The 24,201-nt window shown below is 60.7% G+C and carries 21 protein-coding genes; 12 read left to right on the forward strand and 9 right to left on the reverse strand.

All coding sequences use genetic code 11. From position 1 onward, the window contains the following. Positions 1 to 69 precede the first annotated feature (69 nt). Positions 70 to 987, forward strand: coding sequence for a quinate 5-dehydrogenase (locus J3L12_RS07645; protein ID WP_208014454.1), 918 nt, complete (start codon positions 70 to 72; stop codon positions 985 to 987). Between the two features lie 27 nt (positions 988 to 1,014). On the opposite strand, the gene J3L12_RS07650 is transcribed toward J3L12_RS07645, so the two are convergent. Then, positions 1,015 to 4,809 carry a DUF4332 domain-containing protein gene (locus tag J3L12_RS07650; protein ID WP_243455048.1) on the reverse strand — a complete coding sequence of 1,265 codons (3,795 nt, stop codon included), beginning with the start codon at positions 4,807 to 4,809 and terminating at the stop codon, positions 1,015 to 1,017. 442 nt (positions 4,810 to 5,251) lie between these two features. Next, on the reverse strand, positions 5,252 to 6,487 hold the full coding sequence (locus J3L12_RS07655; protein ID WP_208014456.1) for an aminopeptidase: 1,236 nt from the start codon (positions 6,485 to 6,487) through the stop codon (positions 5,252 to 5,254). A gap of 55 nt (positions 6,488 to 6,542) precedes the next feature. Here J3L12_RS07655 and J3L12_RS07660 point away from each other — a divergent pair, with 55 nt between their 5' ends. The 4 genes from J3L12_RS07660 (at position 6,543) to J3L12_RS07675 (ending at position 9,751) form a co-directional block, all read left to right on the forward strand. Then, a complete protein-coding gene (locus J3L12_RS07660) occupies positions 6,543 to 6,980 on the forward strand; it encodes an SRPBCC family protein (protein WP_208014457.1) in 438 nt (145 codons plus the stop codon). A 166-nt stretch (positions 6,981 to 7,146) separates the two neighbouring features. After that, on the forward strand, positions 7,147 to 8,592 hold the full coding sequence (gene cysS / locus J3L12_RS07665; RefSeq protein WP_208014458.1) for a cysteine--tRNA ligase: 1,446 nt from the start codon (positions 7,147 to 7,149) through the stop codon (positions 8,590 to 8,592). After that, positions 8,593 to 9,147 (forward strand): GNAT family protein, encoded by a 555-nt coding sequence (locus J3L12_RS07670; protein WP_208014459.1) that lies wholly within the window; start codon positions 8,593 to 8,595, stop codon positions 9,145 to 9,147. It begins immediately after the preceding gene. A gap of 91 nt (positions 9,148 to 9,238) precedes the next feature. Next, complete coding sequence (locus J3L12_RS07675) at positions 9,239 to 9,751, forward strand: GNAT family N-acetyltransferase (protein ID WP_208014460.1); 513 nt, start codon at positions 9,239 to 9,241, stop codon at positions 9,749 to 9,751. A gap of 62 nt (positions 9,752 to 9,813) precedes the next feature. Here the strand turns inward: J3L12_RS07675 and J3L12_RS07680 are convergent, their stop codons facing one another. Together J3L12_RS07680 and J3L12_RS07685 are read right to left on the reverse strand one after the other, a co-directional pair. Continuing rightward, positions 9,814 to 10,488 carry a zinc metallopeptidase gene (locus J3L12_RS07680; RefSeq protein ID WP_208014461.1) on the reverse strand — a complete coding sequence of 225 codons (675 nt, stop codon included), beginning with the start codon at positions 10,486 to 10,488 and terminating at the stop codon, positions 9,814 to 9,816. A gap of 254 nt (positions 10,489 to 10,742) precedes the next feature. Then, positions 10,743 to 11,015, reverse strand: coding sequence for a stage V sporulation protein S (locus J3L12_RS07685; RefSeq protein ID WP_208014462.1), 273 nt, complete (start codon positions 11,013 to 11,015; stop codon positions 10,743 to 10,745). A gap of 285 nt (positions 11,016 to 11,300) precedes the next feature. On the opposite strand from J3L12_RS07685, the gene J3L12_RS07690 reads away from it, so the two are divergent. The 5 genes from J3L12_RS07690 (at position 11,301) to J3L12_RS07710 (ending at position 18,274) form a co-directional block, all read left to right on the forward strand. After that, the gene (locus J3L12_RS07690; protein ID WP_208014463.1) at positions 11,301 to 15,797 is read left to right on the forward strand and encodes a glutamate synthase-related protein; all 4,497 of its coding nucleotides are present in this window, start codon (positions 11,301 to 11,303) and stop codon (positions 15,795 to 15,797) included. 165 nt (positions 15,798 to 15,962) lie between these two features. Beyond that, on the forward strand, positions 15,963 to 16,520 hold the full coding sequence (locus tag J3L12_RS07695) for a protoglobin domain-containing protein (protein WP_208014464.1): 558 nt from the start codon (positions 15,963 to 15,965) through the stop codon (positions 16,518 to 16,520). Between the two features lie 137 nt (positions 16,521 to 16,657). Beyond that, positions 16,658 to 17,209, forward strand: coding sequence for a protoglobin domain-containing protein (locus J3L12_RS07700; protein ID WP_208014465.1), 552 nt, complete (start codon positions 16,658 to 16,660; stop codon positions 17,207 to 17,209). Positions 17,210 to 17,258: 49 nt separating this feature from the next. Next, positions 17,259 to 18,038, forward strand: coding sequence for an HAD family hydrolase (locus tag J3L12_RS07705; protein ID WP_208014466.1), 780 nt, complete (start codon positions 17,259 to 17,261; stop codon positions 18,036 to 18,038). Then, positions 18,035 to 18,274 carry a cytoplasmic protein gene (locus tag J3L12_RS07710; protein WP_208014467.1) on the forward strand — a complete coding sequence of 80 codons (240 nt, stop codon included), beginning with the start codon at positions 18,035 to 18,037 and terminating at the stop codon, positions 18,272 to 18,274. Before J3L12_RS07705 ends, J3L12_RS07710 begins: the two co-directional genes overlap by 4 nt. 36 nt (positions 18,275 to 18,310) lie before the next feature. On the opposite strand, the gene ruvA is transcribed toward J3L12_RS07710, so the two are convergent. From ruvA to J3L12_RS07730, 4 genes are all read right to left on the reverse strand, one after another. Beyond that, positions 18,311 to 18,892: a Holliday junction branch migration protein RuvA gene (gene ruvA, locus J3L12_RS07715; protein WP_208014468.1), complete on the reverse strand. Its 582-nt coding sequence runs from the start codon at positions 18,890 to 18,892 to the stop codon at positions 18,311 to 18,313. 9 nt (positions 18,893 to 18,901) lie between these two features. Further along, positions 18,902 to 19,672 carry an enoyl-CoA hydratase-related protein gene (locus J3L12_RS07720; RefSeq protein WP_208014469.1) on the reverse strand — a complete coding sequence of 257 codons (771 nt, stop codon included), beginning with the start codon at positions 19,670 to 19,672 and terminating at the stop codon, positions 18,902 to 18,904. A 31-nt stretch (positions 19,673 to 19,703) separates the two neighbouring features. Next, positions 19,704 to 20,474, reverse strand: a complete 771-nt coding sequence (locus J3L12_RS07725) for an enoyl-CoA hydratase-related protein (protein WP_208014470.1) — start codon at positions 20,472 to 20,474, stop codon at positions 19,704 to 19,706. 231 nt (positions 20,475 to 20,705) lie between these two features. Then, positions 20,706 to 21,038 carry a cupin domain-containing protein gene (locus tag J3L12_RS07730; RefSeq protein ID WP_208014471.1) on the reverse strand — a complete coding sequence of 111 codons (333 nt, stop codon included), beginning with the start codon at positions 21,036 to 21,038 and terminating at the stop codon, positions 20,706 to 20,708. Between the two features lie 126 nt (positions 21,039 to 21,164). Between J3L12_RS07730 and J3L12_RS07735 the strand changes: the two genes are divergently transcribed. Both J3L12_RS07735 and J3L12_RS07740 read left to right on the forward strand, forming a co-directional pair. After that, positions 21,165 to 22,391: an aspartate kinase gene (locus J3L12_RS07735; protein ID WP_208014472.1), complete on the forward strand. Its 1,227-nt coding sequence runs from the start codon at positions 21,165 to 21,167 to the stop codon at positions 22,389 to 22,391. A gap of 32 nt (positions 22,392 to 22,423) precedes the next feature. Further along, positions 22,424 to 22,939, forward strand: a complete 516-nt coding sequence (locus tag J3L12_RS07740; protein WP_208014473.1) for a phosphoribosyltransferase family protein — start codon at positions 22,424 to 22,426, stop codon at positions 22,937 to 22,939. Positions 22,940 to 23,143: 204 nt separating this feature from the next. On the opposite strand, the gene J3L12_RS07745 is transcribed toward J3L12_RS07740, so the two are convergent. Beyond that, on the reverse strand, positions 23,144 to 24,133 hold the full coding sequence (locus J3L12_RS07745; protein ID WP_208014474.1) for a malate dehydrogenase: 990 nt from the start codon (positions 24,131 to 24,133) through the stop codon (positions 23,144 to 23,146). Positions 24,134 to 24,201: the final 68 nt, after the last annotated feature.

A 24,201-nucleotide genomic window follows, 5' to 3' on the forward strand; every position in this document is an offset into this window, starting at 1 on the left:
GCTCGGCGATGCGTTGAGGGTTTGCACGAGCCTCTGGACGTCACCGGGCGCAGTAGTAGACTGTGAGCCATGCCCAAACACGTGGTGAGCGTTTCCATCGGTTCCTCCAAGCGCAACTCCAGGGCCGAAATCTATGTGGAGAGCCTGGGCGAGACCTTCGTGCTCGAGCGCATCGGCACCGATGGGAGCTGGGAGAAAGCCATTGAACTGGTCAAGGAACTGGACGGCAAGGTAGATGCCTTTGGCCTGGGGGGCGCCGACCTGTATGTGTATGCGGGCAACCGCCGCTACACCTTCCGCGACGCGCAGCGCATGGCCAATGCGGCCCGCAAAACCCCCATGCTGGATGGTTCGGGGCTGAAGCACACCCTCGAGCGCCACGCAGTGCGGCTGCTGGACAAAGAGATTGGCTGGAACGATAAAAAGGTGCTGGTTCCGAGCGCGGTAGACCGCTTTGGGCTGGCCGAAGCGCTGGATGAGGCCGGGGCTCAGGTGCTCTATGGCGACCTGATTTTTGGGCTGGGGTTGCCCATTCCCCTCTACCGCCTGTCGCTGCTGCAAAAAATTGCCTACCTGTTGCTTCCCATCATCACCCAACTGCCCTTTCAGTGGCTGTACCCAACCGGTGAAAAACAGGAGAAACAGGTGAAGGACTGGCGGCAGCGCTATTTTGAGTGGGCCGATGTGATTGCGGGCGACTGGCACTTTATGCGACGCCTCATGCCCGAGAACATGCAGGGCAAGATTATCCTGACCAACACCACCACCCCCGACGACCTCGAGTTCATGCGGGCCCGGGGCGTGGCCAAGCTCATCACCACCACCCCCCGGCTGGATGGCCGTAGTTTCGGCACCAACGTGATGGAGGCTTTTATTGTGGCCGTGGCGGGGAAGTACCCCTTGAGCGAAGCGGATTACCTCGAGTACATCGAGAAACTGAACCTGGGGCCGGAGGTCACCGAATTACAGCCGAAAGCCCAAAGCTGAAGGCTGAAGCGGGTAACGGGTCTATCGCTACTCCCGTCCTGCGGTGATTTTTTGGATGTAGGCGGCAAAGCCTTTCTCGTCGCCTTTAGCCAGGTAGGCGGCCTGTTTGGCCCAGGTGGAGAGGCCTGGGGCGAAGCGAAGGTTGGCGGCGGCCAGGGCGGCTTTCAGGGTTTCTGGTTTGGCCCTGGCAAGCTGGGCGAAGGTGGTGATGCCTGCTGCTTGCAGGGCTGCCGATATTTTCGGCCCAATCCCCTTGATGCGGGTCAGGTCATCGGGCGTGGATTTGGCCGGGGAACTTCTGGCTTTACGGGCCGACGAAGCCGGGCCTTTGGTTTTGGCGGCTTTGGTACCGGACGAACCTTTGGAGGCTTCCGTCTTCGGTTTGGCCGCTTTTGTTGGGGAAGAAGCCTTTTTGGCCGAAGCCTTTCGAGGCGCTTTGGTTTTCGCGGCCCCAGAATCTGCGGACTTGGCAGAGGCCTGAGCTCTGGTGCGCTCTGTAGCCTTGCGCGGGGTGGCTTTCCTGGGCGCAATTCGCGCCAGGTATTGATCGACCACATAACCGGACGACTCGGCGGCTTTTTCTAGTTTTGCGACCAGGGCCGCCCAGGCTTTGCGCTCCTTCTCGACCCGAGCGGGAGGCTCACCCTCGGAAGCGGCCAATGCCAGGGACATCTGATTCAGCCCCGTGAGCCAGGCCTGGTGGGCCTCTCGGTTGAAGTACACCACGCCGTCGAAGCGGTTGACCTTCAAAAAACCCTGCACGTCGGGTTCCTGGAGCAACCCTGGCATCTGCTGAACCAGTAGGGCTGGGTTTTGCGCCAGCTCTGGATGCGCCAAGAGTAGCCTGGTCAGGCTCACCGCGCGCCGCGCATCTACTTCGCCCAGGCCCAACTCGCTCAAGGTCTGCTCCAGAACCCGCCCCAGGCGCCACTCGTCCAAGTGGGCGCGGCTCTCTTCGGCTTTGCCCAGACCGTGGGTGAAAACCCAGCCCAGCAGGGCACCGCTCGTGATCAGGTCACCCCGGTCCACTACCTTTAGCGCTCCTTCCAGGCGGCCCAGCACCTGCTGCACCGGCAGCAGGGCGGGTTTGCTACCCAGATGTTGATCAACCCCCTTGTAGAGCGCCAGCAGCTTGCCCTGCACTTCTTCGCGCAAGGCTTCGTTTAGCGTGCTGTTGCCTTCCAACAGCTTGTGGAACAGGGTGGGGTTCACCAGCTCGCGGAAGGGCCGCAGGATGGGCTCCAGCCATAGCTCCTGGCGGGCTTCGTCCAGGCTGGGTACCCCGGTTGCCCCCAGCATCTGGGCCAGCCGGGCGTAGGTGCCGTCGTGGTCGTAGACCTCGCGCCAGTCCAGCAGCACCTTGCGCTGGTAGGGGCCGAGCTCGAGGTAAAGCCCCGCCTCGTGCAGTTCCTGGTTGTTGCGGATGAACTCGAGGCCCGTGACCAGGTCGCGGAAGATGCTGAAGGTGCGCTGGTCGAAGCTCAGTTGCAGCCCCTCCGCCAGGCCCACCTGCCGGGTTTCGCGCCCCTGCCCGGTTTTGAAGGGTTGCCCCACCGAGCGCCGCACCCAGACCGAGGTGTGGGCGTTTTTGTTGTGGTAGGCCACCAGCGCCCGTTCGCTGCCGGCCCGGTTCGAGTAGACAAACACATCCTCGTTAACGGCTTCCCCAGCCAGCGCGTCATAGAGCACAAAGTTCTCCACTTCGGCAAACAGGTAGCGCTTCTTGAGGAGGGGGAAGATTTGCTGGTAGTGGTAATCCACCAGGCCCTGGTCGGGGGTCTCGTCGTAGTAGGCCCGGCGGTACTCCATCCCGTAGCGTTCGGTGAAGCCCTCCACCTGCCCGTGGCCCAGCATGGGCAGGCCCGGTAGGGTGGCGCACAGGGTCATCACCCCAAAGTACTTGTCGCCCTTGCCAAACTGTTCGACGGCGGTTTTTTCGTCGGGGTTATTCAGGAAGTTCACAAAGCGCTTCAGGATTTCCGGCTCGAACTCGAGGGTGTTTTTCATAATCTGCCGGTACTCGGCGTTCTTCTCGTCGCGCAGCATGTTCATGAAGGCCGAGTTGTAGACCCGGTGCATCCCCAGGGTACGCACAAAGTAGCCCTCCATCATCCAGAAGGCCTCGGCCAGGAGGAGCGTATCGGGCGCTTCCCGGGCCACCCGATCCACCACCTCGCGCCAGAACTCCACCGGCATGGCGGCATCGAACTGCTCTTTGGTCATGGCGTGCTCGGCCCGGCTGGGAATGGAAGCCCCCCAGGGCGAGCCGCCCGGCTCGGGCCACCACAGCCGCTGGATGTGGCGCTTGGCCAGGGTCATGGCGGCATCAAAGCGGATGATGGGAAACTGCCGCGCCACGTGCAGGATGGTCTGGATTACCGCCTCACGCACCTCCGGCAGCAGATAGTTGAGCTGGGCGGTGTCGTTCCAGGGCATGGCGGTGCCATCGTTGCCGTGGTAGATGTAGCGAACCTCGCCTGTTTGCCTATCCACCCGCTTGAATACCACTGCCGCGTCCGATTTGTCGTAGTAGTGGTCTTCCAGAAAGATGCCCACCCGCGCATCCTCCGACAAATCCGGCCCATTGAAGGTGTAGTTGGGGTAGGGAGAGTAGGGAAGACTGATGAACCAGTCCGGGTGTTCCATCACCCAGCGCCCATCAATTCCCACATGGTTGGGCACCATGTCCGAGGCCAGGCGGATGCCGCGCCGGGCGGCTTTCTGTCGGAGTACTTCGACCGCCGCTTCGCCGCCCAGATCCTTCGCAATCACGTAGTCGTAGAGCGAGTAGGCCGAAGCCACCGCGTCGGGGTTGCCCATCATCTGCTTGATGCGTTTGGAAGCCTTGCTGCGCTCCCACAGCCCAATCAGCCACAGGCCGGTCACGCCCCAGCTTTGCAGGAGGTCGAGCTCTTCCTCGGGAATCTGGTCGAGGGTGGTGATCTCGCGGCGATACTTCCTGGAGAGCTGATCCAGCCAGACAAAAGTGTTTTTGGCAATCAGCACGCAGCGAGGCATCCAGTCCAGGTCGGGGCTGAAGGCTTCGGGCTCGGGTTCCAGGGTTAGCCGCCGTACATCCAGCAGCTCGCTTTCCCCACCCCCACCGCCCGGTTGGTCGAAGTGGATGGGCACCGCAAAGGAGCGCCCCTCCTCGCGGATTACATCGAGGCTGATGAGCATCCGGTAATAGAAGCGCCCCAGGCTTCCCGCAAAGCGCTTGAGTAAGAACTGAAGCTGGGCCTCGAGGGAGTTCGGGTGTTGCAGGGCTGGCAGGCGCAGGGTTTTAAAGAGGGAGAGGCCGGTTTCGGCAAAAGCAGGCTGGCCCTCGAAGAAGGTTTCCAGGCCCTGGATGATGGGCAGGTAGGCGGTGGTTCGCTCGAGGTTGCCATCATCAAATAACTCGCTGTAAGGGCCGAAGGCCGGGTTGGCGTTGGCCATCCAGAGCATCAGCATCTCTTCCAGCAGAATTTCACGGTTCGAGCGGCCCTCGGAGGTGTCGGCCAGGTAGGCCTCGAGGCTCATCTCGCCCCGGTAAACCCGAATGGGGGGGAACTCGGTAGCAAACGAACGCAGAGCTTTTTCCACCGCCTCCGGGCCCACGCTTTTCTCTAGCGCCGAAAGCGCTTGCTGCATCACGCCTGGATGCTGTTCCAGATATTGCCGCACCACAAAGTGCAGCATCTCGTCTATAAGACCCATCGCATTGATCTGGCTGGCGCTAACGGCCTGCTCCGGGTGGCGCACCAGGTCGCGCTTGGCGTTCATGGCCTCGGCGAAGCGACGAGCAGCCTGAAAGTTGGCAAAAATTACGTTCCCACTCAACGAAAACAGTGAGAGGTCAAACTGATAGAAGTCGCGTGCACTAGCGGAAACGTGAAACTCGAAAGCACCTAGGTGTGACCGATGGCAGCTCATACAATCCCTCCGCTCTGCCCCAAGTGTATCAGTGCTTGATTCAGAGCGTTGACGGGCCTCCAGCAGGCCTAAGTGCGAGGTTTGTGCTTTCGGCCATCGCATCGGTTGCCCAATGCCCAGAGCTGAAGGCCGAAAGTGTCAAGACTCGCGATGTGAATGACTCCCTTCGCCAGAGCACAAAAAAACGTCAATACGAGATAGCCACAGACCAATCAAGCAATCTATACAGACCATTGGCTGCTCAGGCAATCTGGATTGCTTTATCTTTGGGCCATGATGATGGCTTGGGCTCAAGCATACTCGCCCCGGACTTCGCTCGACCTTTACAGAAGACTCAACTCAGGCGGCGCTACTCGACCCATTCCCCCCGCTGCATCAAGGGTTCAGCCCGACCACTCTGGGTGATGCCATCTACGTCTATGTGTTCTGAGCCGATCATCCAGTCTATGTGGATCAGGCTGTCGTTGGCTCCTGCGGCGCGTTTTTGTTCTGGAGTCAGTTCATGACCTCCCTCCAGGCATTCGTCGTAGCTGGCGCCCAGAGCAATGTGACTGGCGGCGTTTTCGTCGTAGAGGGCTTCGTAGAAGAGCAGCCCGGTTTGCGAGATGGGCGAGCTATGGGGCACCAGGGCCACCTCACCCAGGCGCCGAGCACCCTCGTCGGTCTCGAGCAGGTGCTGCAAAATCTCCTGGCCCCTGTCGGCCTGGGCCTCGACCACCTGGCCCTGTTCAAAGCGAACCCGGATGCCCTCGAGTAAATTGCCATGCAGGCTCAGGGGCTTGGTACTTCGCACCCAGCCCTCTACCCGCTCGCGGTGGGGGGTGGTGAACACCTCTTCGGTGGGCATGTTGGGAATGCACCGGGCTCCGTTTTGGGCCTGTCCAGCTCCCCCCGCCCACACATGCCCTTCGGCCAGTCCCACATACAGGTCGGTGCCCGGTCCTCGGAAGCGCAGCGCAGCGTAGCGCTTGGCATTGAGCTGCTGCACGCGGCGCTCGAGGTTCTCGGCATGAGCCATCCAGGCTGCTACCGGGTCGGGCTGGTTCACCCGGCTCACCTTGAAAATAGCCTCCCACAGGCGTTCCACCTGCCGGGCGGGGGGGTCGTTGGGGAAGACCAGTTGGGCCCAGCGCGGCGAGGCAGCCCCGATGATGCACCAGTTGGTGGCAAAGCCACTGATTCGATCCGAGAAGGGTTTGCTGAAGCGGGCGGTGGTCTGCGAGGCCTGGCGAATCAGCTCGGGATCCTGCCCGCGCAGAATTTCGGGGTCGTCGGCCAGGATGCTCAGCCAGGCGTAGCCTTCGTCCAGGGCTTTGAGCCGGGCTTCCACCATGAAAGCTGCGTACTCCTGAAACGAGTCCCGTGGCGCATGGCGATAACGCGCCAGGTTGAGCTGCTCGTCGTAAAGTTGGGTCACCACCAGCCTCGAGCCCGCCTTGTAGGCTTCTTCCACCACCAGGCGGGTGAGCGGCAGCGCCTCGATGTTGGCGTTCACAAACAGTTTCTGACCCTTTTGGAGCCCCACCCCAACCTTGACCGCGACCTCGGCGAACCGGCGCAGCTTTTCCTGGAAACTGGCTGACATGCCCATCAGCCTACCCTACAGGGCGAACCTCGAGCCCCTCATGTAAACTAGCGCTATGCCGGAAGTCATGTCCGAACTCTACATTCCCAAACCCCCCCAGGAGGTCTACGCTGCCGCTCGGGATCTTGCGGGCCTCAAACCCTACCTCAAGGATGTAGAAACCCTGGAGGTACTGGAAGACCACGGAACCACCTCGCGCACCCGGTTTGTGGCTGTTGCGATGGGCAAAAAGGTGCACTGGATTGAGGATGAGCGCTGGTTTGATGCCGAGTTCCGCAACGAATTTGATAGTAAAGAGGGCGACTTCGATGTCTACCGGGGTTCCTGGATCTTCTTGCCCGAGGGCGAGGGCACCAAGGCGGTATTGAAGCTCGAGTACGAACTCAACATTCCTATCTTTGGTGGCCTGCTGCAAAAACTGGTCAAAAAGCTCATGCAGGAAAACATAGACGACCTGTTGCGTGGCCTGAAGGAGCGCTGCACTGCGGCGTGAGGTGCTATACTCTACCCATGACGTTTGCTCCGCGATGTTAAGCCTGCCTTTCTGCCGGGGTTGTGGTGTGCCTAGGGCCTCCATCCCGGCTTTTTTCATCGCCAGGCGGTCTTTTGTTTATCCTGCGCTGGGCCAGCAACGCCCAGACTAAGAATGGAGCAGTCCAATGCCTTTGCAGATTTATAACACCCTCGCCAGGGCCAAACAGACCTTCACGCCGGCTACCCCCGGCTATGTGGGCATCTACGTCTGCGGCCCTACGGTTTACTCCGACCCCCACCTTGGGCATGCCCGCGGTCCCATCGTCTACGACGTGCTGCGACGTTGGTTGCGCTACCAGGGCTATAAGGTGCGCTTCGTCTCCAACATTACCGACGTGGGCCACCTGACCGACGACGCCGACGAGGGCGAGGACAAAATCCAGCGCAGAGCCAAACTCGAGCGCCTGGAGCCCATGGAAGTAGCCGAAAAATACATGTGGAGCTACTTCGACGAGATGCAGGCTCTAAACGTTCTGCGCCCCGACATCACCCCCCGCGCCGCCGGGCACATTCCCGAGCAGATTGAGCTGACCGAGACCCTGCTCCAGCGGGGTCATGCCTACGTGGCGAACGGTTCGGTGTATTTCCGGGTTCGGAGCTGGCCCGAGTTTGGCAAACTTTCCAACCGCGACATCGAAGAACAGGAGGCCGGGGCCCGGGTCGAGGTGCGCGAGGAAAAGGAAGACCCGCGGGACTTTGCCCTGTGGAAGAGGGCCGACCCCGAGCACATTATGCGTTGGAACTCGCCCTGGGGCGTGGGCTTTCCGGGCTGGCATATTGAATGCTCGGCCATGAGCCTCAAATACCTGGGCGACGGCTTCGACATTCACGCAGGGGGTGTAGACCTGCAATTCCCCCACCACGAGGCCGAAATTGCCCAGGCCGAGGCAGCCGGACACCCCTTTGCCCGCTACTGGATGCACCACTATCACGTGCTCCTGAACGGCCAAAAAATGGCCAAGAGTACCGGCAACCTGGTTTCGCTGGCCGAGCTACGGGCCCGGTACGAACCGATGTACATTCGGTTCTACTTGCTCAACAGCCACTACCGCAGCGTACTGGACTTTACCGACGAAGGTCTGGAGGCTGCCAAAAACGGCTACCTGCGCTTGCTGAATGCCTACCGGGAGGTACACCGGCTCGTCCACACGGCGCCCGGTGGCAAACACCCAGGCCTGGAGCACGCGGTGGAAGAGGTGCATCGGGCTTTTGCAGAAGCTCTGGACGACGATCTGAATACCCCCCAGGCCATTGCTGCGCTGTTTAACTTCGTTACCGAGCTCAATAAAGCCCTGACCGAGCGGCCCGGCAGGGAGAGCCTGCAAAAAGCCGAGAAGGTTTTCGCAGAGTTGGGCGAGGGGGTGTTGGGGCTGTTCCCTGCTCGAGTGCTACAAAACCAGTTGGGGGGCGCTTTGCTCGAGGGTCTGGTCAGGTTACTGCTGGACATCCGGGAAGAGGCTCGCCGCAACCGCAATTTTGCCCTTTCGGATCGCATTCGGGATCGCCTGACCGAACTGGGGGTGGTGGTTGAGGACACCCGCGAAGGCCCCAAATGGAAGGTTGACGTGTAGATGCTTGCCCACCGCCTGGATGAGGACAGCGAATTGCGCTTGCTGCAAGCTCACCACGCAGAGGCGCTTTACGCACTGGCCGACCGCAACCGCACCCACCTGCGCGCGTGGCTGGCGTGGGTGGATAGCGCCCACGATCTCTCGTTCATGTTGAATTTCATTCGTGGCCGCCTGGAGGCGCTGGCTGCTGGTCAGGGCTACAGCCTCTCGATCTGGCATAAAGGTGGTATAGCCGGAGTGGTGGGTCTGTACGACCTTGACCAGGCTGCCCGGAAGGCCGAGATTGGGTACTGGCTGGGCCAGGAATTCGAGGGCCTGGGCCTGATGACCCGTAGCGTCAGAGCACTACTCGATTACGCATTTGGTGAAGTCGGACTGCACCGGGTTCAGATCAAAGTGCATGTGGACAACCTGCGTAGCCGGGCCATACCGGAGCGGCTGGGCCTGCAACTAGAAGGATTGCTGCGTAACGACGGTACACTTCACGGCAAGCCCTGCGACCACGCCCTCTACGCCATCACCGACCAGGAGTGGTTCGTCCGAAGCTCAAGTTGATCGAGTCATCTTCGAGGAAACCGTTCCATCAGACCGAAAAATTCTTACTCGGGAATGCTACTGAGAGAGTTGAGGTCTGATCCTTGTATTCATGTTCAGCTATCTGCTCGACGAGCATAGCGAACTCCGCTTGCTGCTGCCCCACTTTGCCGAAGCATTGTTCGCTCTCACCAACGCTAATCGCAAGCATCTGCGGCGCTTTTTACCTTGGGTGGATGCCAATACCACACTGGAAGATACCAAAGCCTTTATCCAGGGAGCTCTGGATGGCTTCGCCAGGGGCGAACAACTGCCCCTGACGGTCTGGTATCGGAAAAAGCTGGCCGGAACACTTACCTTGTTTGACATCAAGCCCCCTCACCGTACTGCCGAGATTGGCTACTGGTTGGGCGCGGCTTTTGAGGGTAAAGGGTTGATGGCTCGCGGGGTGGAGGCGCTGATAAATTATGCATTTTTCGAGATGGGCCTCAACCGCCTCGAGATCAGGGCCAGCACCAAAAGCCTCAAAAGCCGCGCCATTCCCGAGCGGCTGGGATTCACCCTCGAGGGCATTTTGCGCCAGGAAGTCTGGTTGCACGGCAAGCCGCAGGACATGACTCTTTGAAGCAAGATTGGTCCAAACAAAAGCCCCGCAGCAAGCGGGGCTAAACCTGGGTCGGCTCGAGGTCACTCGCGGTTGGACATCATGATGGCGACGTAGTGCAGGATGGTGGCCACCGAGTTGGCCAGGGCAGCTACGTAGGTCATCGCGGCAGCGGTCAGGACGGCCCGAGCACCCCCCATCTCGCTGTTGTCCAGGAAATTCATCTTTTTAAGGATGTTCAGGGCCCGGTTGGAGGCATCGAACTCTACCGGCAGGGTTACGAGCTGGAACAGAGCTGCAGCGGCAAAGAGCCAGATACCAATGCTCATCAGGCCGGTAGCCCCCATGAACATCCCGGCAATGAAGATCCAGGGGCCAAACATGCTGCCGATATTGGCCACCGGCAGGATGCTATGCCGAACCCGCAACCAGGCAAAGCTCTTGGCATCCTGGATGGCATGCCCCACCTCGTGCGCTGCTACGGCGAGGGCGGCTGCGGAAGGGGAGTGGAAGTTGGGCTCAGAGAGGCGTACTGCCTTTGCAATCGGGTCGTAGTGGTCGGTCAAAGCGCCGGGTACCATTTCCACCCGCACGTTGTGAAGCCCATAGGCGTCCAGGATGGCGCGGGCTACCTGCTCCCCCGTCACCCCCCGGCTGTTGGCGACCCGGCTGTAGCGGGCATAGGTGCGCTGGAGCCAGAACTGTATGAACAGCGTTGCCACAAAAACCACAATCATCAGTAAGAACGTTATCGTCATTCCTCCCTCCTACACGTATAAGGTAGCAGACGCCACATGAGGGCTCTGAGTCCTGGGTCACTTGCTCGAACTGGGTGCAAAGGATCACAACGGAAGGCAATCTTGTGGGTGACCATAGGGCTAAATGCTGAAGCGCAAAGGGCAGACCAACTAGGCTCGCAACCTGAGGTTTCCTCTGCTCGGCACACTGCTCTGGCTCAAAACTTTGCCAAAATAATCCGAAGTGCTGCAACAACATGAAAGCTATAGGGGTTCTAGGGTTGCAGGGGCTGGCTACGTACGGTGAAGCGAAGGGCGGTGCGTTCCTCGCTCTCGAGCTCGAGCTTCACAAAAGCCGGTTTCACAACTAAATCGAGGTTATCGGGGGCAATATATCCCCTGGCGATAGCGATAGCCTTGACCGCCTGATTAACCGCCTCGGGGCCAATAGCCTGAACCTCGACCTCGCTCTGGGAGCGCAGTAGAGCAGCGATAGCTCCTGCGACGGAGTTGGGACGTGACTTGCCGGACACACGGAGCGTTTCCACGATACCTCCCTAGGCGAAGCTCCCTACCGCATTGTAGGAGCAACGGTAAAGCAATGTCAAGAAAATGCGTTCTTGGCGGGTCTTTACTAACCTCTTGGCATGGCTTGAAGCAGCAGAATAACCAAGATGGGTATTCTTGTCCCAAAACCACGAAAAGCCGGATTTCTACACCACCTTGATTATATTGACGCAGGCAGGGGTGATTCGTATACTGCTTCAAATCTTCGCAAAGTTATGCGAAGATTTTCCCCCCATACGTTTCGCTCAGTTCTGGAGGTCTGGCAGATGAAATTTAGTGAGGCATACCCTGGTATACCAAACGGACGCGATGCTTGCGGCATTATCGCCATCGCCGAAAAGAGCGCACGCCCAAGCCATGCCAACGTGCAGCGTACCATCGAAAGCCTCTACAAGATGGCCCACCGGGCTGGCTTGATCCGGGGGGAGGGCGATGGCACCGGTATCCAGACCGACCTCCCGCGCGAGCTTTGGGCGGGTTACCTATACGAAGCGGGGCTCGACAGCAACCTGGCCCAGAACCCCCGTTTTTTTGTGGGCCACCTGTTCATACCCAAAAACGAAAGCGCCCGGGTTCAGGAGCTGTTCGACTTGTTCCGGGTGGAGGGTTCAAAGCGGGGCATCAAGCTGCTTCTGGAGCGCAAAGGGGAGACCAACAGCAGTGTACTGGGGCCGGTGGGCAAGCGCACCGAGCCGCTCTTTTATCAGGTGGCCGGGCTTTCCACTGATGGCGACGGCCCCTTGTGGGAGCTAGGCTTGCTCCTGGAGCAGCGTTTCCCTGTGCATGTGGTCTCGCTCTCCACGGCTACCGTTGTTTACAAGGTGCGCGGCTCCGCCGAGATTCTCAAGCGCTACTTCCCAGAGCTGTCGCGGGCGGAGTATAAATCCACCATCACCCTGGGCCACAACCGCTACTCCACCAACACCATGTCTACCTTCGAGGCGGTACAGCCCTTTGGCTTGCTGGGCCACAACGGCGAGATCAACACCATTGAGCGACTACGCCGCGAAGGGCGTTTTCTGGATATCCCGCTTACCGGCGGCTCCGATTCGCAGGACCTGAACCGCATCCTCGAGGGCCTGCTCTACCGCTTCGGACTTTCCCTACCGGAGGCCATGGATGTGGTCTTTCCGCCCATTCTGGGTGAGATCAAAAACTACTCTCCGGCCCTGCAAGACCTGTACATGAACCTGCGCCAGCGCTTTGGCCCGCTGGCCCAGGGCCCGGCGGCCCTGGTGACGCGCCACCGCGAAGAGGCGGTTTTTGGCACCGATGCCATGGGGCTGCGCCCTTTGTGGTTCGTCGAGACCGACTCGGAGTACGTCTTCAGTTCGGAGCGGGGGGTTTTCACGGTGGAGGAGTTTGTTTCAGAGCCGCGCCCCTTTGCCCCAGGGGAGAAGATGTACCTGCGTCTAACCTCCGATGGAACGCGGCTCTTTCCCTTTGACCGCCACCAGCGTCAGGTATTGGAGCGTATCCTGACCAAAACCCATAGCCTCGAGGGCTACCGAGCCCATCTGGCCGGGCCCCGCTATAGCTCGGTGCCGCCGGTGGCCGGGGGCAGTGAAGCCCAGGTGGAAGAAAAGCCAGCGCCGCCTTCGCTGAACCTCGAGCGGGCCTATGGCTGGGATCGCTGGGACGCAGGCTACCTCGAGGCTCTGGCCGAAAACGGCAACGAGCCCATCGGCTCGCTCGGCTACGACGGCCCCATCGCGGCGCTGAACCCCGAAAAACCCAACCTCTCAGAGTTCTTCAAGGAGACCGTGGCGGTCGTAACCAACCCGGCCATTGACCGCGAGCGCGAGATTGAACATTTCTCTACCCGCAGCATCCTGGGCCGCCGGCCCCTGCCGGATGGGCGCGGGGCAGGCCATGTTGAAGAGCTGGTGGTGCCCGTGCTGCTGGAAGAGACCTCTGCCACGGTACAGGCTATCGCGCAGGGCCAGGGAACCCTGACCTATGAGGAGGCCCTGCGCCGCTTCAAACACGTTTTGCTGCCCCTGCAGTTCTCGGTGGAGGAAGGTATTGCAGCAGGGCTCAAACGACTCCAGGAAAGCGCGGTTGAGGCGGTTCGCAATGGGGCCGAACTGCTGGCGCTCACCGATAAAGGGGCCTTTGAGGGGGGGGTCTGGCTGGATGTGTACCTGGCCCTGGCGGCTATTGGTAAGTCGCTGGAGGAGGCCCGCGACGAGGAAGGAATATCCCTTCGCCGTCGCACCTCGCTGCTGGTGCACTCGGGCGGGGTGCGCAACCTGCACGACGTGGCGGTCTGCCTGGGTCTGGGGGCCGATGCGGTAGCGCCCTGGCTGATGCAGCACAAAGCCCAGGCCGCAAAGGGTGCGCTGGGCTTGCAGAACCTGCTCGAGGGCCTCAAGAAAGGTTTAGAGAAGGTTATCTCCACTATGGGCATTCACGAGGTGCGCGGCTACGGGCGCATCTTCAGCGCCATCGGCCTCAAGCCCGAACTGGCCCAAGAGTTTGGCATCCGCAACTTCCTGGGTTCGGAGCGGGCGGGCTATGGGTTGCTGGAACTCGAGCGCACCCTCCTGGAGCGCCTCAATCTGCTGAACGCCGAAAAAGTGCTGCCTGCCAAGGACTTCCGCTTCAACCCCCGCATTTTCAAGGCGGCCATGGAGGTTTCCTCGGGCCAGTCCCCCTACGAGCATTTCCAGGAGAAAGTGCGCGGGCTCGAGCAGGAATCGCCAGTGGCTGCCCGTCAACTGCTTGGCATCAAGTCGGTGGGCAAATCCCCTATTAACCCCGAAGAAGTGGATCTGAGCGTGGGCGGACACTCGCTACCCTTCGTAATTACCGCCATGAGCTTTGGTTCCCAGGGCGAAGCCAGCTTCCGGGCCTACATCGAGGCCGCCAAAAAGCTCAACATGGTCTGCATCAACGGGGAGGGCGGTGAAATCCCCGACATGCTGGGCAAGTACACCCACTGGCGCGGGCAACAGGTGGCCTCGGGTCGCTTTGGTGCTCATGCCTATATGCTGAACTCGGCGGGCTTCATCGAAATCAAAATTGGTCAGGGGGCCAAACCGGGCGAGGGCGGTCACCTGCCAGGCAAAAAAGTCACGGCCAAGGTAGCCGCGGCCCGCAACGCGGTGCCGGGGGTAGACCTCATCTCGCCCTCCAACAACCACGACCTCTACTCCATCGAAGACCTGGCCCAGCTCATCGAAGAGCTCAAAACGGTCAACCCCAAGGCCAAGGTCTCGGTCAAGGTACCGGTTATTCCGGGTATCGGCACCATCGCGGTGGGCATCGCCAAGGCCGGGGCCGATGTAATCGCCCTCTCCGGCTTCGAGGGCGGCACCGGCGCAGCCCGCTGGCATGCGCTCAAGTATGCGGGTCTACCTGTAGAAATCGGCGTGCGCCGCGCTCACCGGGCACTGGTACGGGCTGGCATGCGCGACAAGGTAGAGCTCTGGGCGGATGGAGGCCTCAAAACCGCCTACGACACCCTGCGGATGGTGCTGCTGGGGGCCGACCGGGTGGGCATGGCCACCATGGCCATGGTGGCGATTGGTTGCACTATCTGCCGCCAGTGTCAGATGGACACCTGCCATGTGGGAATTGCCACCCAGATCGAAACCGTTGAACAAGCCCAGGCCCACGGCCTGAAGCGGTTCGTACCTCAGGAGCAAGACCGTGCCATTGAACAACTGGTTCATTTCTTTGGTGCAAAGGGTGACGAGCTGCGGCGGATGGTGGCAGCCCTGGGCGCTGTGAGCCTGCGCGATCTGGTGGGTCGCAGCGACCTGCTGGTACAGGAAGGTCATCACGAAGAACTGGATCTAAGCTACTTCTTCGAGCCCGTTTCGGCGCCCGACTGGCTGGGTGAACGCTCGGCACATGTGCTGCGGAAACCCCTGAACCAGCTCACCCGCTCGATTACCGAGGTGGTCACCGGCGCGTATGCAGAAGGCGGGCGTGAGCTATTGTTCCAGGAAGGGCCGGTAGGCTCGACCGACCGGGCTTTGGGAACCCACCTGGCCGGGGAGATTGCCCGCCGCCGCCTGTATGGAAAAGGCTGGGATGCCAGGGTAGAGCTCCGCTTCGATGCGGGGAGCGTAGCCGGCAACGGGATTGCTGCGTTCAACGTGGAAGGGCTGGACATCGTGGTGGAGGGTGGGGCCCAGGACGGCATCGCCAAGAACGCCTACGGCGGCAAGGTGGCCATCCTCAAGGGGCGCAACCCCTTTGGCCAGTACGTAGACGGCTCGGTAGGCAAATCTTTCGCCTATGGCGCAATCGGCGGCTTGCTTATTGTGGAAGGGCAGGCCGACAGCCGCTTCTGCATTCGCCTTTCGGGCGCGGATGTGGTGCTTGCTGGAGAGCCGGATCGCCCCGTGCAGGACGAACTAGGCAACATTGCAGCCCGTGCTCAGGCCAAAGGCTTTGCCTTTGAGTATATGACCCGCGGGCGGGCGGTGGTGCTGGGTGACCCAGGTCCCTGGATCTGCTCCGGTATGACCGGCGGGCGGGTTTACCTGCGCTTCTGGCCCGAGATGGGCCTCAACGAAGAGGCCATGCACCGACGTCTGGCCAAAGGCGCAAAGGTGGCGATCCAGAAGCTCGATGAACGCGGGATTGCCGATGTGCGCGAACTGATGAGCGCGTACCTGGATGCCCTGCGCGATGCCGAACGCGAAGACAAGGCCGAGCGTCTGATGAAACTACTGGCCGACCCTGCGACCCACTTCCGTATGGTGTTGCCCACCAATCAGCAAGTGGTACAGGAAGTCAGTACCGAGTAAACCGCCTTATTGAGAGGGGTAGCCATCAGGCTGCCCCTTCTGTTGTTGGAGTTGAAGTGATTGAATCGGTTTACTGGAATGCGTCCAAGACTTATTCTGTACCAGGATTCAGTCTTTTCATGCAGGTCTTCTGGATAGTTTTATGTCAAGGTACAATTGTCCCAAATGGAAGCCAAGGCTTTGCTGAGTAAGCTAATAGGTCGTACCGGACTGCTGGAGCAACATGTTCAGATGCTTCGCAGGCTTGAACCCCTGATGGCCCCCATGGCTTCGGAAATCGCTCTTGCCTTCTACGATTACCTGGGCCGGGATGAAGAGATGAGAGCCATACTGTGGGAGACCCCTGGCAGGGTCGAGCGGCTTTATCAGAGCTTTGCCGACTGGTACCGCGGGCTTTTTTGTGGCGTGTACGATGCTGAGTATGCCGAGAGACGTGCCCGCATCGGCCTGGTACACGCGGCCATCGGGGTCAAACCCAGTTTCATCATGCCTGCCTTTGGCATTGTGCAGGAGTTATCCCTCGAGCACCTGCGCAATACCCTTCGTTCACCCGAAATCTTTAGCGCGGTGGAAGCCTTCGAGAAGATCATGGCTATTGAGGCGGCCCTGATGCAGGATAGCTACATGCAGGCCATGGAGTACGGCTACCGCCTGGGGGTGGCTGCCGACCAGGAGAAAGCCCTGGTGGCGGGGGCCCGGGCCATGCTGGGAAAAGCCAACTGAACTGGTGAGTCAGGGGTCAAGAGTCTAATGTCAAGGGCTAGATAAACGTGCTTTTTATCATTCGGTGGCTTTAGCCCGCTTCTTACAACTGACTACTGACTATGAGCCACCGGCGTCCCTGAAGTAGAATCCCTTGGATGAAGGCCGAAGAGCTGCTGCAAACCCTGGTGCGCCGAACAGGGCTCACGCAGCAGCATATACATACCCTGCGGAGCCTCGAGCCCATTGCAGGCCCCCTGGCCCCCGAGGTGGCCCTGGCTTTCTATGATTATCTGGGCCGCGACCCCGAGATGCACGAAATTTTGTGGAGTGTGCCGGGCCGGGTTGAACGGCTGTACCGTTCGTTTGCGGTCTGGTATCGGGAGCTTTTTTCCGGGCAGTACGATGGTGCGTATGCCCGTCGCCGTATTCAGATTGGATTGGTGCATGCGCGGGTGGGGGTGCGCCCTGGGCACTTCATTCCCGCTGTGGGCATCGTGCAGGAGCTGACCCTCGAGCACCTCCGCAATGCGCTGCGGGGGGCTGATATCCTGGCGGCCATCACGGCCTTTGAAAAAATCATGGCCATTGAAATCGCCCTCATGCAAGAAAGCTACTTCAGTGCGCTGTGGGAAGGGCTCAAACTGACCCAGAACGAGCAAGAGGCGCTTAAGGAAGGGGCGCAGGTGCTACTCGAGCAGGCTCGTTGAACACAAAGCCGCTGGTTCAGGGGGGGTGGTTTTCCCGTAAGATTGAGGCGTGGTTCGCGCTATTCTGTTCGATCTCGACGAAACCCTCATCCTCGATCACCCGGTCTCGCTCCACGCCTTGCGAAGCTGCGCCTTTTATGCGGCTTCCTGGTACAGTCTGGACATTCCCCGCCTGATTCAGACTGCCGAACAGACGTCGGTGCGCCTGTGGAAATCCTCGCCGGTATTTGATTACACCCAGCGCATCGGTCATAGTGCGGGGGAGGGGCTCTGGGCCCGCTACGAAGTGCAGACCCACCCCGCCCTGAAAACCCTCCACGACTGGGCCCCAGCCTTTCGGGTAGCTGTCTGGAATGAATCGCTGGCCGAACAGGACATACACGACGACGCTCTCAGCGAAGCCCTGGCCCACCGCTACCTGAGCGAGCGGCGACTGTACCCACGCTATCCCGAAGTAGATGCGCTGCTTAAGGCCCTCACCGGCTACAAATTGGGCATTGTGACCAACGGGGTGCCCGACCTGCAGCGAGAGAAGCTCGAGGGCTCCCTTCTGCAAGACCGCTTTCAGGCCATTGTGGTCTCGGGTGAGCTGGACATCGGCAAGCCCCAGCCGGGCATTTTTGAGCACATCTGCCAGGAGCTCGAGGTAGATCCTGCAGCTTGCGTGATGGTGGGGGACAACCCCGAACGCGATATTGCAGGGGCGGCCAATGCGGGCATGAAATCGGTCTGGGTGGAGCGCGGCTTCAAGCCCAAAGACCCCCAACATAAGGCCGACCTCGAGGTGACCAACCTGCTACAGATGCTCCCCTGGCTGGAGGCGCAATGACGTATCCCGAAGCCTATCGGCACTCCTCCCACCACCGCTCGGAGGTTTTGCAGAGTGAACTGTGCGGCTGCTTCTACTGCCTGCGTATTTTTCCCCCCGGCGAAATCGAAGAGTGGGTGGACGAAGGCCAGACCGCGCTGTGCCCCTACTGCGGCATGGATGCTGTGCTGGGCTCGGCTTCGGGTATACATCTGAGCGAAGATTTCCTGAGCCAGATGCGGGAGCGCTATTTCTAGTGACTTTGATATCCCGCCAACCTGCTCGAGAGACCCCTAACGCAGCGCCTTCAAGGCCAGCTTGATGAGTTCCTGGGTACTGGCCTCGGGGTTTTTCTGGGCAATTTCGGCCACCACACTGCGCACCTGACCCTCGCGGAAACCCAGCGTGACCAGGGCCAGCTCGGCCTCCTGGGTATGGGTACTGCGAACGATGGCGCCCCCTTCGCCCATCAGGTGGGCCGGTACCTTGCCGCGCAGCTCGAGGGCAATCCGCTCGGCCAGCTTCTTGCCCACGCCCTGGGCCGCCGTGAGCAAGCGCAAATCGCCCTCGGCCAGCGCCCTGGCCAGCAGGGCTGGGGTTTGCGAGGAGAGCAGGTTGAGGGCCACCCTGGGCCCCACCCCCGAGACCGTGAGCAGTAGCTCAAATAGCTCCAGACTGCGTTCGTCGGCGAAGCCAAAGAGCGAGAGGTCGTCCTCGCGGACGACGAGCTTGGTGTGCAGGGTGGCTTCCTGCCCTTCGCTGAGCTGGGCTAGCGTGGAGGCCGGGCAACTGGCCTCCAGACCCACACCCCCTACCAGCAACACGGCGCTGCTCTGGGACTTTTTGAGTACCGTTCCTCTGAGGTAGCGAACCACGCCGATAGTCTACTTTCCCTGAAACCGGGCGGGGCGTTTTTCGTAGAAGGCCTGTACACCCTCCTGGTGGTCCTCGGTGCGGCCCGCTACCTCTTGTAGCAATGCCTCGTACTCGAGCATCTCTTCCAGGGTGGCGCTGGCGCTGCGCCGCAGGGCCCGCTTAATCAGGCCGTAGGTCTTGGTGGGCCCCTGGGCAAGCTCGAGGGCCAGCTTCCCAACCTCCTCCGAGAAGGTCTCGCTGGCCATGACCCGGTTCACCAGGCCCAGGGCCAGGGCTTCCTCGGCCTTCAGGCGGGGCGAGAGCACCGATAGCTCGAAGGCTTTTGCATAACCCAATATTCGGGGCAGGTGGTAGTTCATCCCGGCGTCGGGAATGAGCCCAATTTTGCTGAAGCCGGTGGTGAATACGGCGTCGGTGGCAGCCACCCGCAGGTCGCAGGCCAGCGCCAGCGATAGCCCGGCCCCCGCAGCGGCGCCGTGGATGGCCGCCAGCACGGGTTTTTCCAGGTTGGCCAGCCCCTCCACCACCGACTGGTAGTTGCGCAGGTGGGCCTTGTAGGATATGCGCTGGCCCTCGAACTCGCGCAAATCCTGACCCGAGCAAAAGCCGCGGCCCGCGCCTCGCAGTACCACCACCCGCACCTCGGGTGCGGGGGCTTCTTTGGCCAGCACCTTGCCGAGCTCCCGCAGCATCTCGGTGGTGAGGGCGTTGATGGCCTCGGGGCGGTTCAGCGTGAGGGTCAGGATGCCCTCGTGCAACTCTTTTAGCAAGACGCTCATGCGACCTCCAAAGGGGCTTTCTTGGTATCCATTACTGTCCCTTCCATACCGGTTTGCGTTTCTCCACAAAAGCCGTGGTGCCCTCGTGTTTATCTTCGCTGCCAAAGGCAATCAGGAAGTTGCTGCGCTCGAGGCCCAGTCCGTTTTCCAGGCTCATATCCTGTGCCCGGTTCACCGCATCTTTGGCCAGTCGTGCGGCCAGGGGTGCCCGGCTGGCGATGGTCTGGGCCAGCTCGAGGGCCTCCTCCAGATAGAGCTCTACCGGAACCACCCTGTTCACCAGCCCATGCTGCAAGGCCTCCCAGGCCGAGAGCACCCGTCCGGCCAGAATGACCTCCATGGCCAGGTACTTGCCGACCTGCCGGGTGAGGCGCTGGGTGCCGCCGCCGCCGGGAATGATGCCCAGGTTAATCTCGGGCTGGGCAAACCGGGCGGTATCGGAAGCTACAATCAGGTCGCAGATCATGGCCAGTTCGCAGCCCCCACCGTAGGCGAACCCCGAAACCGCCGCAATCAGGGGTTTGCGAACCTTGCGCAGGGTCTCGTACTGGTCGGCCCGGAGCCCCCGCATCAGGTCGCTCAGGCTGGTCTGCTGAAACTCGGCGATGTCGGCCCCGGCGGCAAAGGCCCGCTCGTTGCCGGTGATGACCATAGCGCCGATGGCTTCGTCCTGCTCGAAGGCCCCTATGGCCTGGGCCAGTTCGCGCAGGGTCGCGGTGTTGAGGGCGTTGAGTTGTTTGGGCCGGTTGAGCTTCACCAACCCTACACGCCCGTGGGTTTCGACCAGAATGTTCTTGTACATAAGGCTCCTATGGTTGTTTTATACCAACATTTAGACGCAAAGCCACCTTGCAGTTCAGAAACGGGAGTAGGAGGTAGATAGTGGGCTTCCAACAACTGTTCCCTAGCCCCTAACCCCCGATCCCTATCTCACCGCTAAACAGCATGCAAAGTGTCCAGGTGAAGATGCCATAACCCCTATTCCCCGTCTCATCATTCCAATGGTTTACAAAGTGTTCAGGCAAAGATGGTATTACTTGAGCCGCTCTGCTGGAAACCGCTCGTTTTCCCAGACGTCAATAAAGGCGGTACCTGCGGCCAGCCTGGCGCTGTGGGGCACGCCACCGGGAATGTGGTAATAATCGCCTTTGCGAAAGACCTTTCGCTCGCCGCCAATGAGGAACTCTACCTCACCCTCCAGCACCACGCCCCACTGTCCGTCGTGGGCGTGCTCGGGGACATAGGTTTCCTCCTGCACCTGGGCAAACCCCACCTGCCCCTTGTGCCCCGAGAGCACCGCCATATCCATACCAGGCCAGATTTCCACCTGTTTGAAGGCTTTGAACCACTCTGGAAAGACGCTCATATTTTTGACCTCGGTCTAAAGCTTATCGCTTAGGCCAAGCTCCCCACAACCGCCCGGTTTTGCTTTGGGCATCGGCTATCTGCTATTGGCTATCGGATGCAGGCATGTTAGCATTCTGTGCTAGTTATGGCGCTGATTGTCCAGAAATATGGTGGAACCAGTGTGGGCGACCTCGAGCGCATCCACAAGGTAGCCCAGCGCATCCATCACTACCTCGAGAAGGGGCACCAAATTGCGGTGGTGGTCTCGGCCATGGGCCGCATGACCGACGAGCTGATTGCCCTGGCCAAGCGGGTCAACAAACGCCCGCCCCAGCGGGAGCTGGACATGCTAACCACCATTGGCGAGCAGCAGTCGGTGGCGTTGCTCTCGATGCAACTCAACGCCATGGGCATCCCGGCGCGGGGGTTTACCCAGCACCAGATCGGCATTACCACCGATGGGCGCTTTGGCGATGCCCGCATTCTGCGGGTGGAGCCCACCCTCATCCAGCAGTCGCTGGATAGAGGAGAGGTGGCGGTGGTGGCGGGCTTCATGGGCACTACCCCCGAGGGCGAACTCACCACTTTGGGGCGGGGCGGCTCCGACACCACGGCGGTTGCCCTGGCCGCCGCCCTGGGGGCTCAGGAGTGCGAGATTTTTACCGATACCGAAGGGGTCTACACCACCGACCCCCACGCCATTCCCGAGGCCCAGAAGCTCAGCAAAATCGGCTACGACCAGATGCTCGAGATGGCCGCGTTGGGGGCGCGGGTGCTGCACCCTCGGGCGGTTTACTACGGCAAGCGATACGGGGTGAAAATCCACGTGCGCAGCAGTTTTTCCTATAACCCTGGCACCTTAGTGACGGAGGATGGTATGGAACTCGATCGCCCTGTGACGGGGGTGGCCCTCGACGACGAAATCGCCCAGATTGGCCTGGTAGGCATTCCTGACCGGCCCGGCATCGCAGCCCAGGTTTTTGAAGCGCTGGCCCGCAAAGGGGTGGCGGTAGACATGATTATTCAGGGGGTTCCCGGTCACGAGGCCAGCCGTACCCAGATGGCCTTCACGGTTAACCAGGACTTTGCCGAGGAGGCCATGGAGGCCCTCGAGCCCGTTCTGGCCGAAATTGGCGGCGAGGCCCAGCTCCGCCGCGACATCTGCAAAATCTCCATCGTGGGGGTGGCCCTGGCCTCCACCCCCGGTATTCCGGCCCGCATGTTCCAGGCGCTCTCGAGCGTGGGCGCCAACATAGACATGATTGCCACCAGCGAGGTGCGGATTTCCGCCATTATTCCCTTGCAGTCGGCGGAGGCCGCCCTGCGGGCTGTGCACAGCGCTTTTGAGCTGGACAAGCCGGTAGTAGGCTAGCGAAGCCATCCCAGGGCGCAGCAAGGAGCCGTATGAGCGAATCCCAAGGCTATTCGGGCAAGCAGTACCTGACCTGGCAGGACATCACCAACCTGGTTTCCAGGCTGCTGGGCCAGGTCAACCCCAACGACTTCGACTGCATTCTGGCCGTCACCCGGGGCGGCATGATTCCGGCCTGCCTGGTTTCCGAGGCCACCGACCAGCGCAACATCCTGACGGCGGCGGTGATGTTTTATACCGATGTGGGCGAGACCATCAAAGACCCGGTTTTTCTGCAGTTTCCCTCCGATAGCCTGCTTTACGGCAAGCGCATCCTGATAGTGGACGACGTCTGGGACTCGGGCAAAACGGCGGTGGCGGTGCGGGAGCGTATCAAAATGGCGGGCGGTCAGCCACAGGTGGCGGTTTTGCACTACAAGCCCCGCAAAAGCCAGTTTCCGGGCGACGCCCCCGACTACTACGCCGCCGAGACCGATGCCTGGATTGTGTACCCCTGGGACCCGGCGCAGGGCTGGACGACCCTGGGACAGGGAGCCGGTCAGGCCTGATACCCAAATCTGCTCAAAAGTGACCCAAAAGCGATATACAAGTCCCTCGTACGCGCCCCCTGGCGCGGCAAGGGAGGGGCGCGTTTAGCGCCGCTCACGCGCAGAGTTGGTATTGAGGATTGCCTGGGTACAGATTTGCTTCAAACTAGCCAAAGATGAGGGCGCACAACCGTGCGCCCTTTGCATGTATCTGAAACTCGAGCCTTACTTGATCAGCCCCAGTTGCAGCACCGCATCCCGTTCTTCGGCCAGCTCCCGGGCAGTGGCGTCCATCTTGTTACGGCTAAACTCGTTGATGTCCAGGCCCTGAACAATCTCAAAGTCGCCGTTCTTGCAGACGCAGGGGTAGCTGTACACCAGCCCCTCGGGGACGCCATAAGAGCCGTCGGAGGGGATGGCCATGCTCACCCAGTCGCCCTCGGGGGTGCCCAGGGCCCAGTCGCGCATGTGGTCGATGGCCGCGCTGGCCGCCGAGGCTGCGGAGGATGCGCCTCGAGCCTCGATAATTTCCGCGCCGCGCTTGGCCACCTTGGGAATGTAGGTGTTGGCGTACCAGTCGTGGTCGCCCACCAGTTCGTAGGCGCTTTTGCCCCCCACCTCGCAGTGGTAGAGGTCGGGGTATTGTGTTACCGAGTGGTTGCCCCAGATGGTCATTTTCTTGATCTCGGTAACGGGCACCTTAAGGCGGGCCGCCAGTTGGGAGATGGCCCGGTTGTGGTCGAGGCGGGTCATGGCGTGAATCTGGCGGGGGTTGAGGTTGGGAGCGTTTTTGTAGGTAATCAGGGCGTTGGTGTTGGCGGGGTTCCCCACCACCAGCACCTTGACTTGTTTGCGGGCATTATCTGAAAGGGCCCGGCCCTGGGCCGTGAAGATGGCCCCGTTGGCCTGGAGCAGGTCTGAGCGTTCCATGCCCTGTTTGCGCGGCATGGCCCCGACCAGCAAGGCATAGTCGGCGTCGCCAAAGGCCACGTTGGGGTCGTCGGTAGCCACAATACCGGCTAGGGTGGGGAAGGCGCAGTCCTCGAGCTCCATAATCACCCCATTGAGGGCCTTGAGGGCCGGGGTGATTTCCAGCAGTTGCAAGATGACCGGCTGATCCTTGCCCAACATCTCGCCCGAGGCGATGCGAAACAGCAAGCTGTAGCCAATCTGACCGGCTGCACCGGTTACCGCGACTCTGACAGGGGATTTCATCGGTAAACTCCTTTCGGGGGCAGCGCCCCGCTTAACCGCTCACGATAATAACGCGCTTCAACTGAGAA

Source organism: Meiothermus sp. CFH 77666 (genome assembly GCF_017497985.1).
Taxonomy (GTDB): domain Bacteria; phylum Deinococcota; class Deinococci; order Deinococcales; family Thermaceae; genus Meiothermus.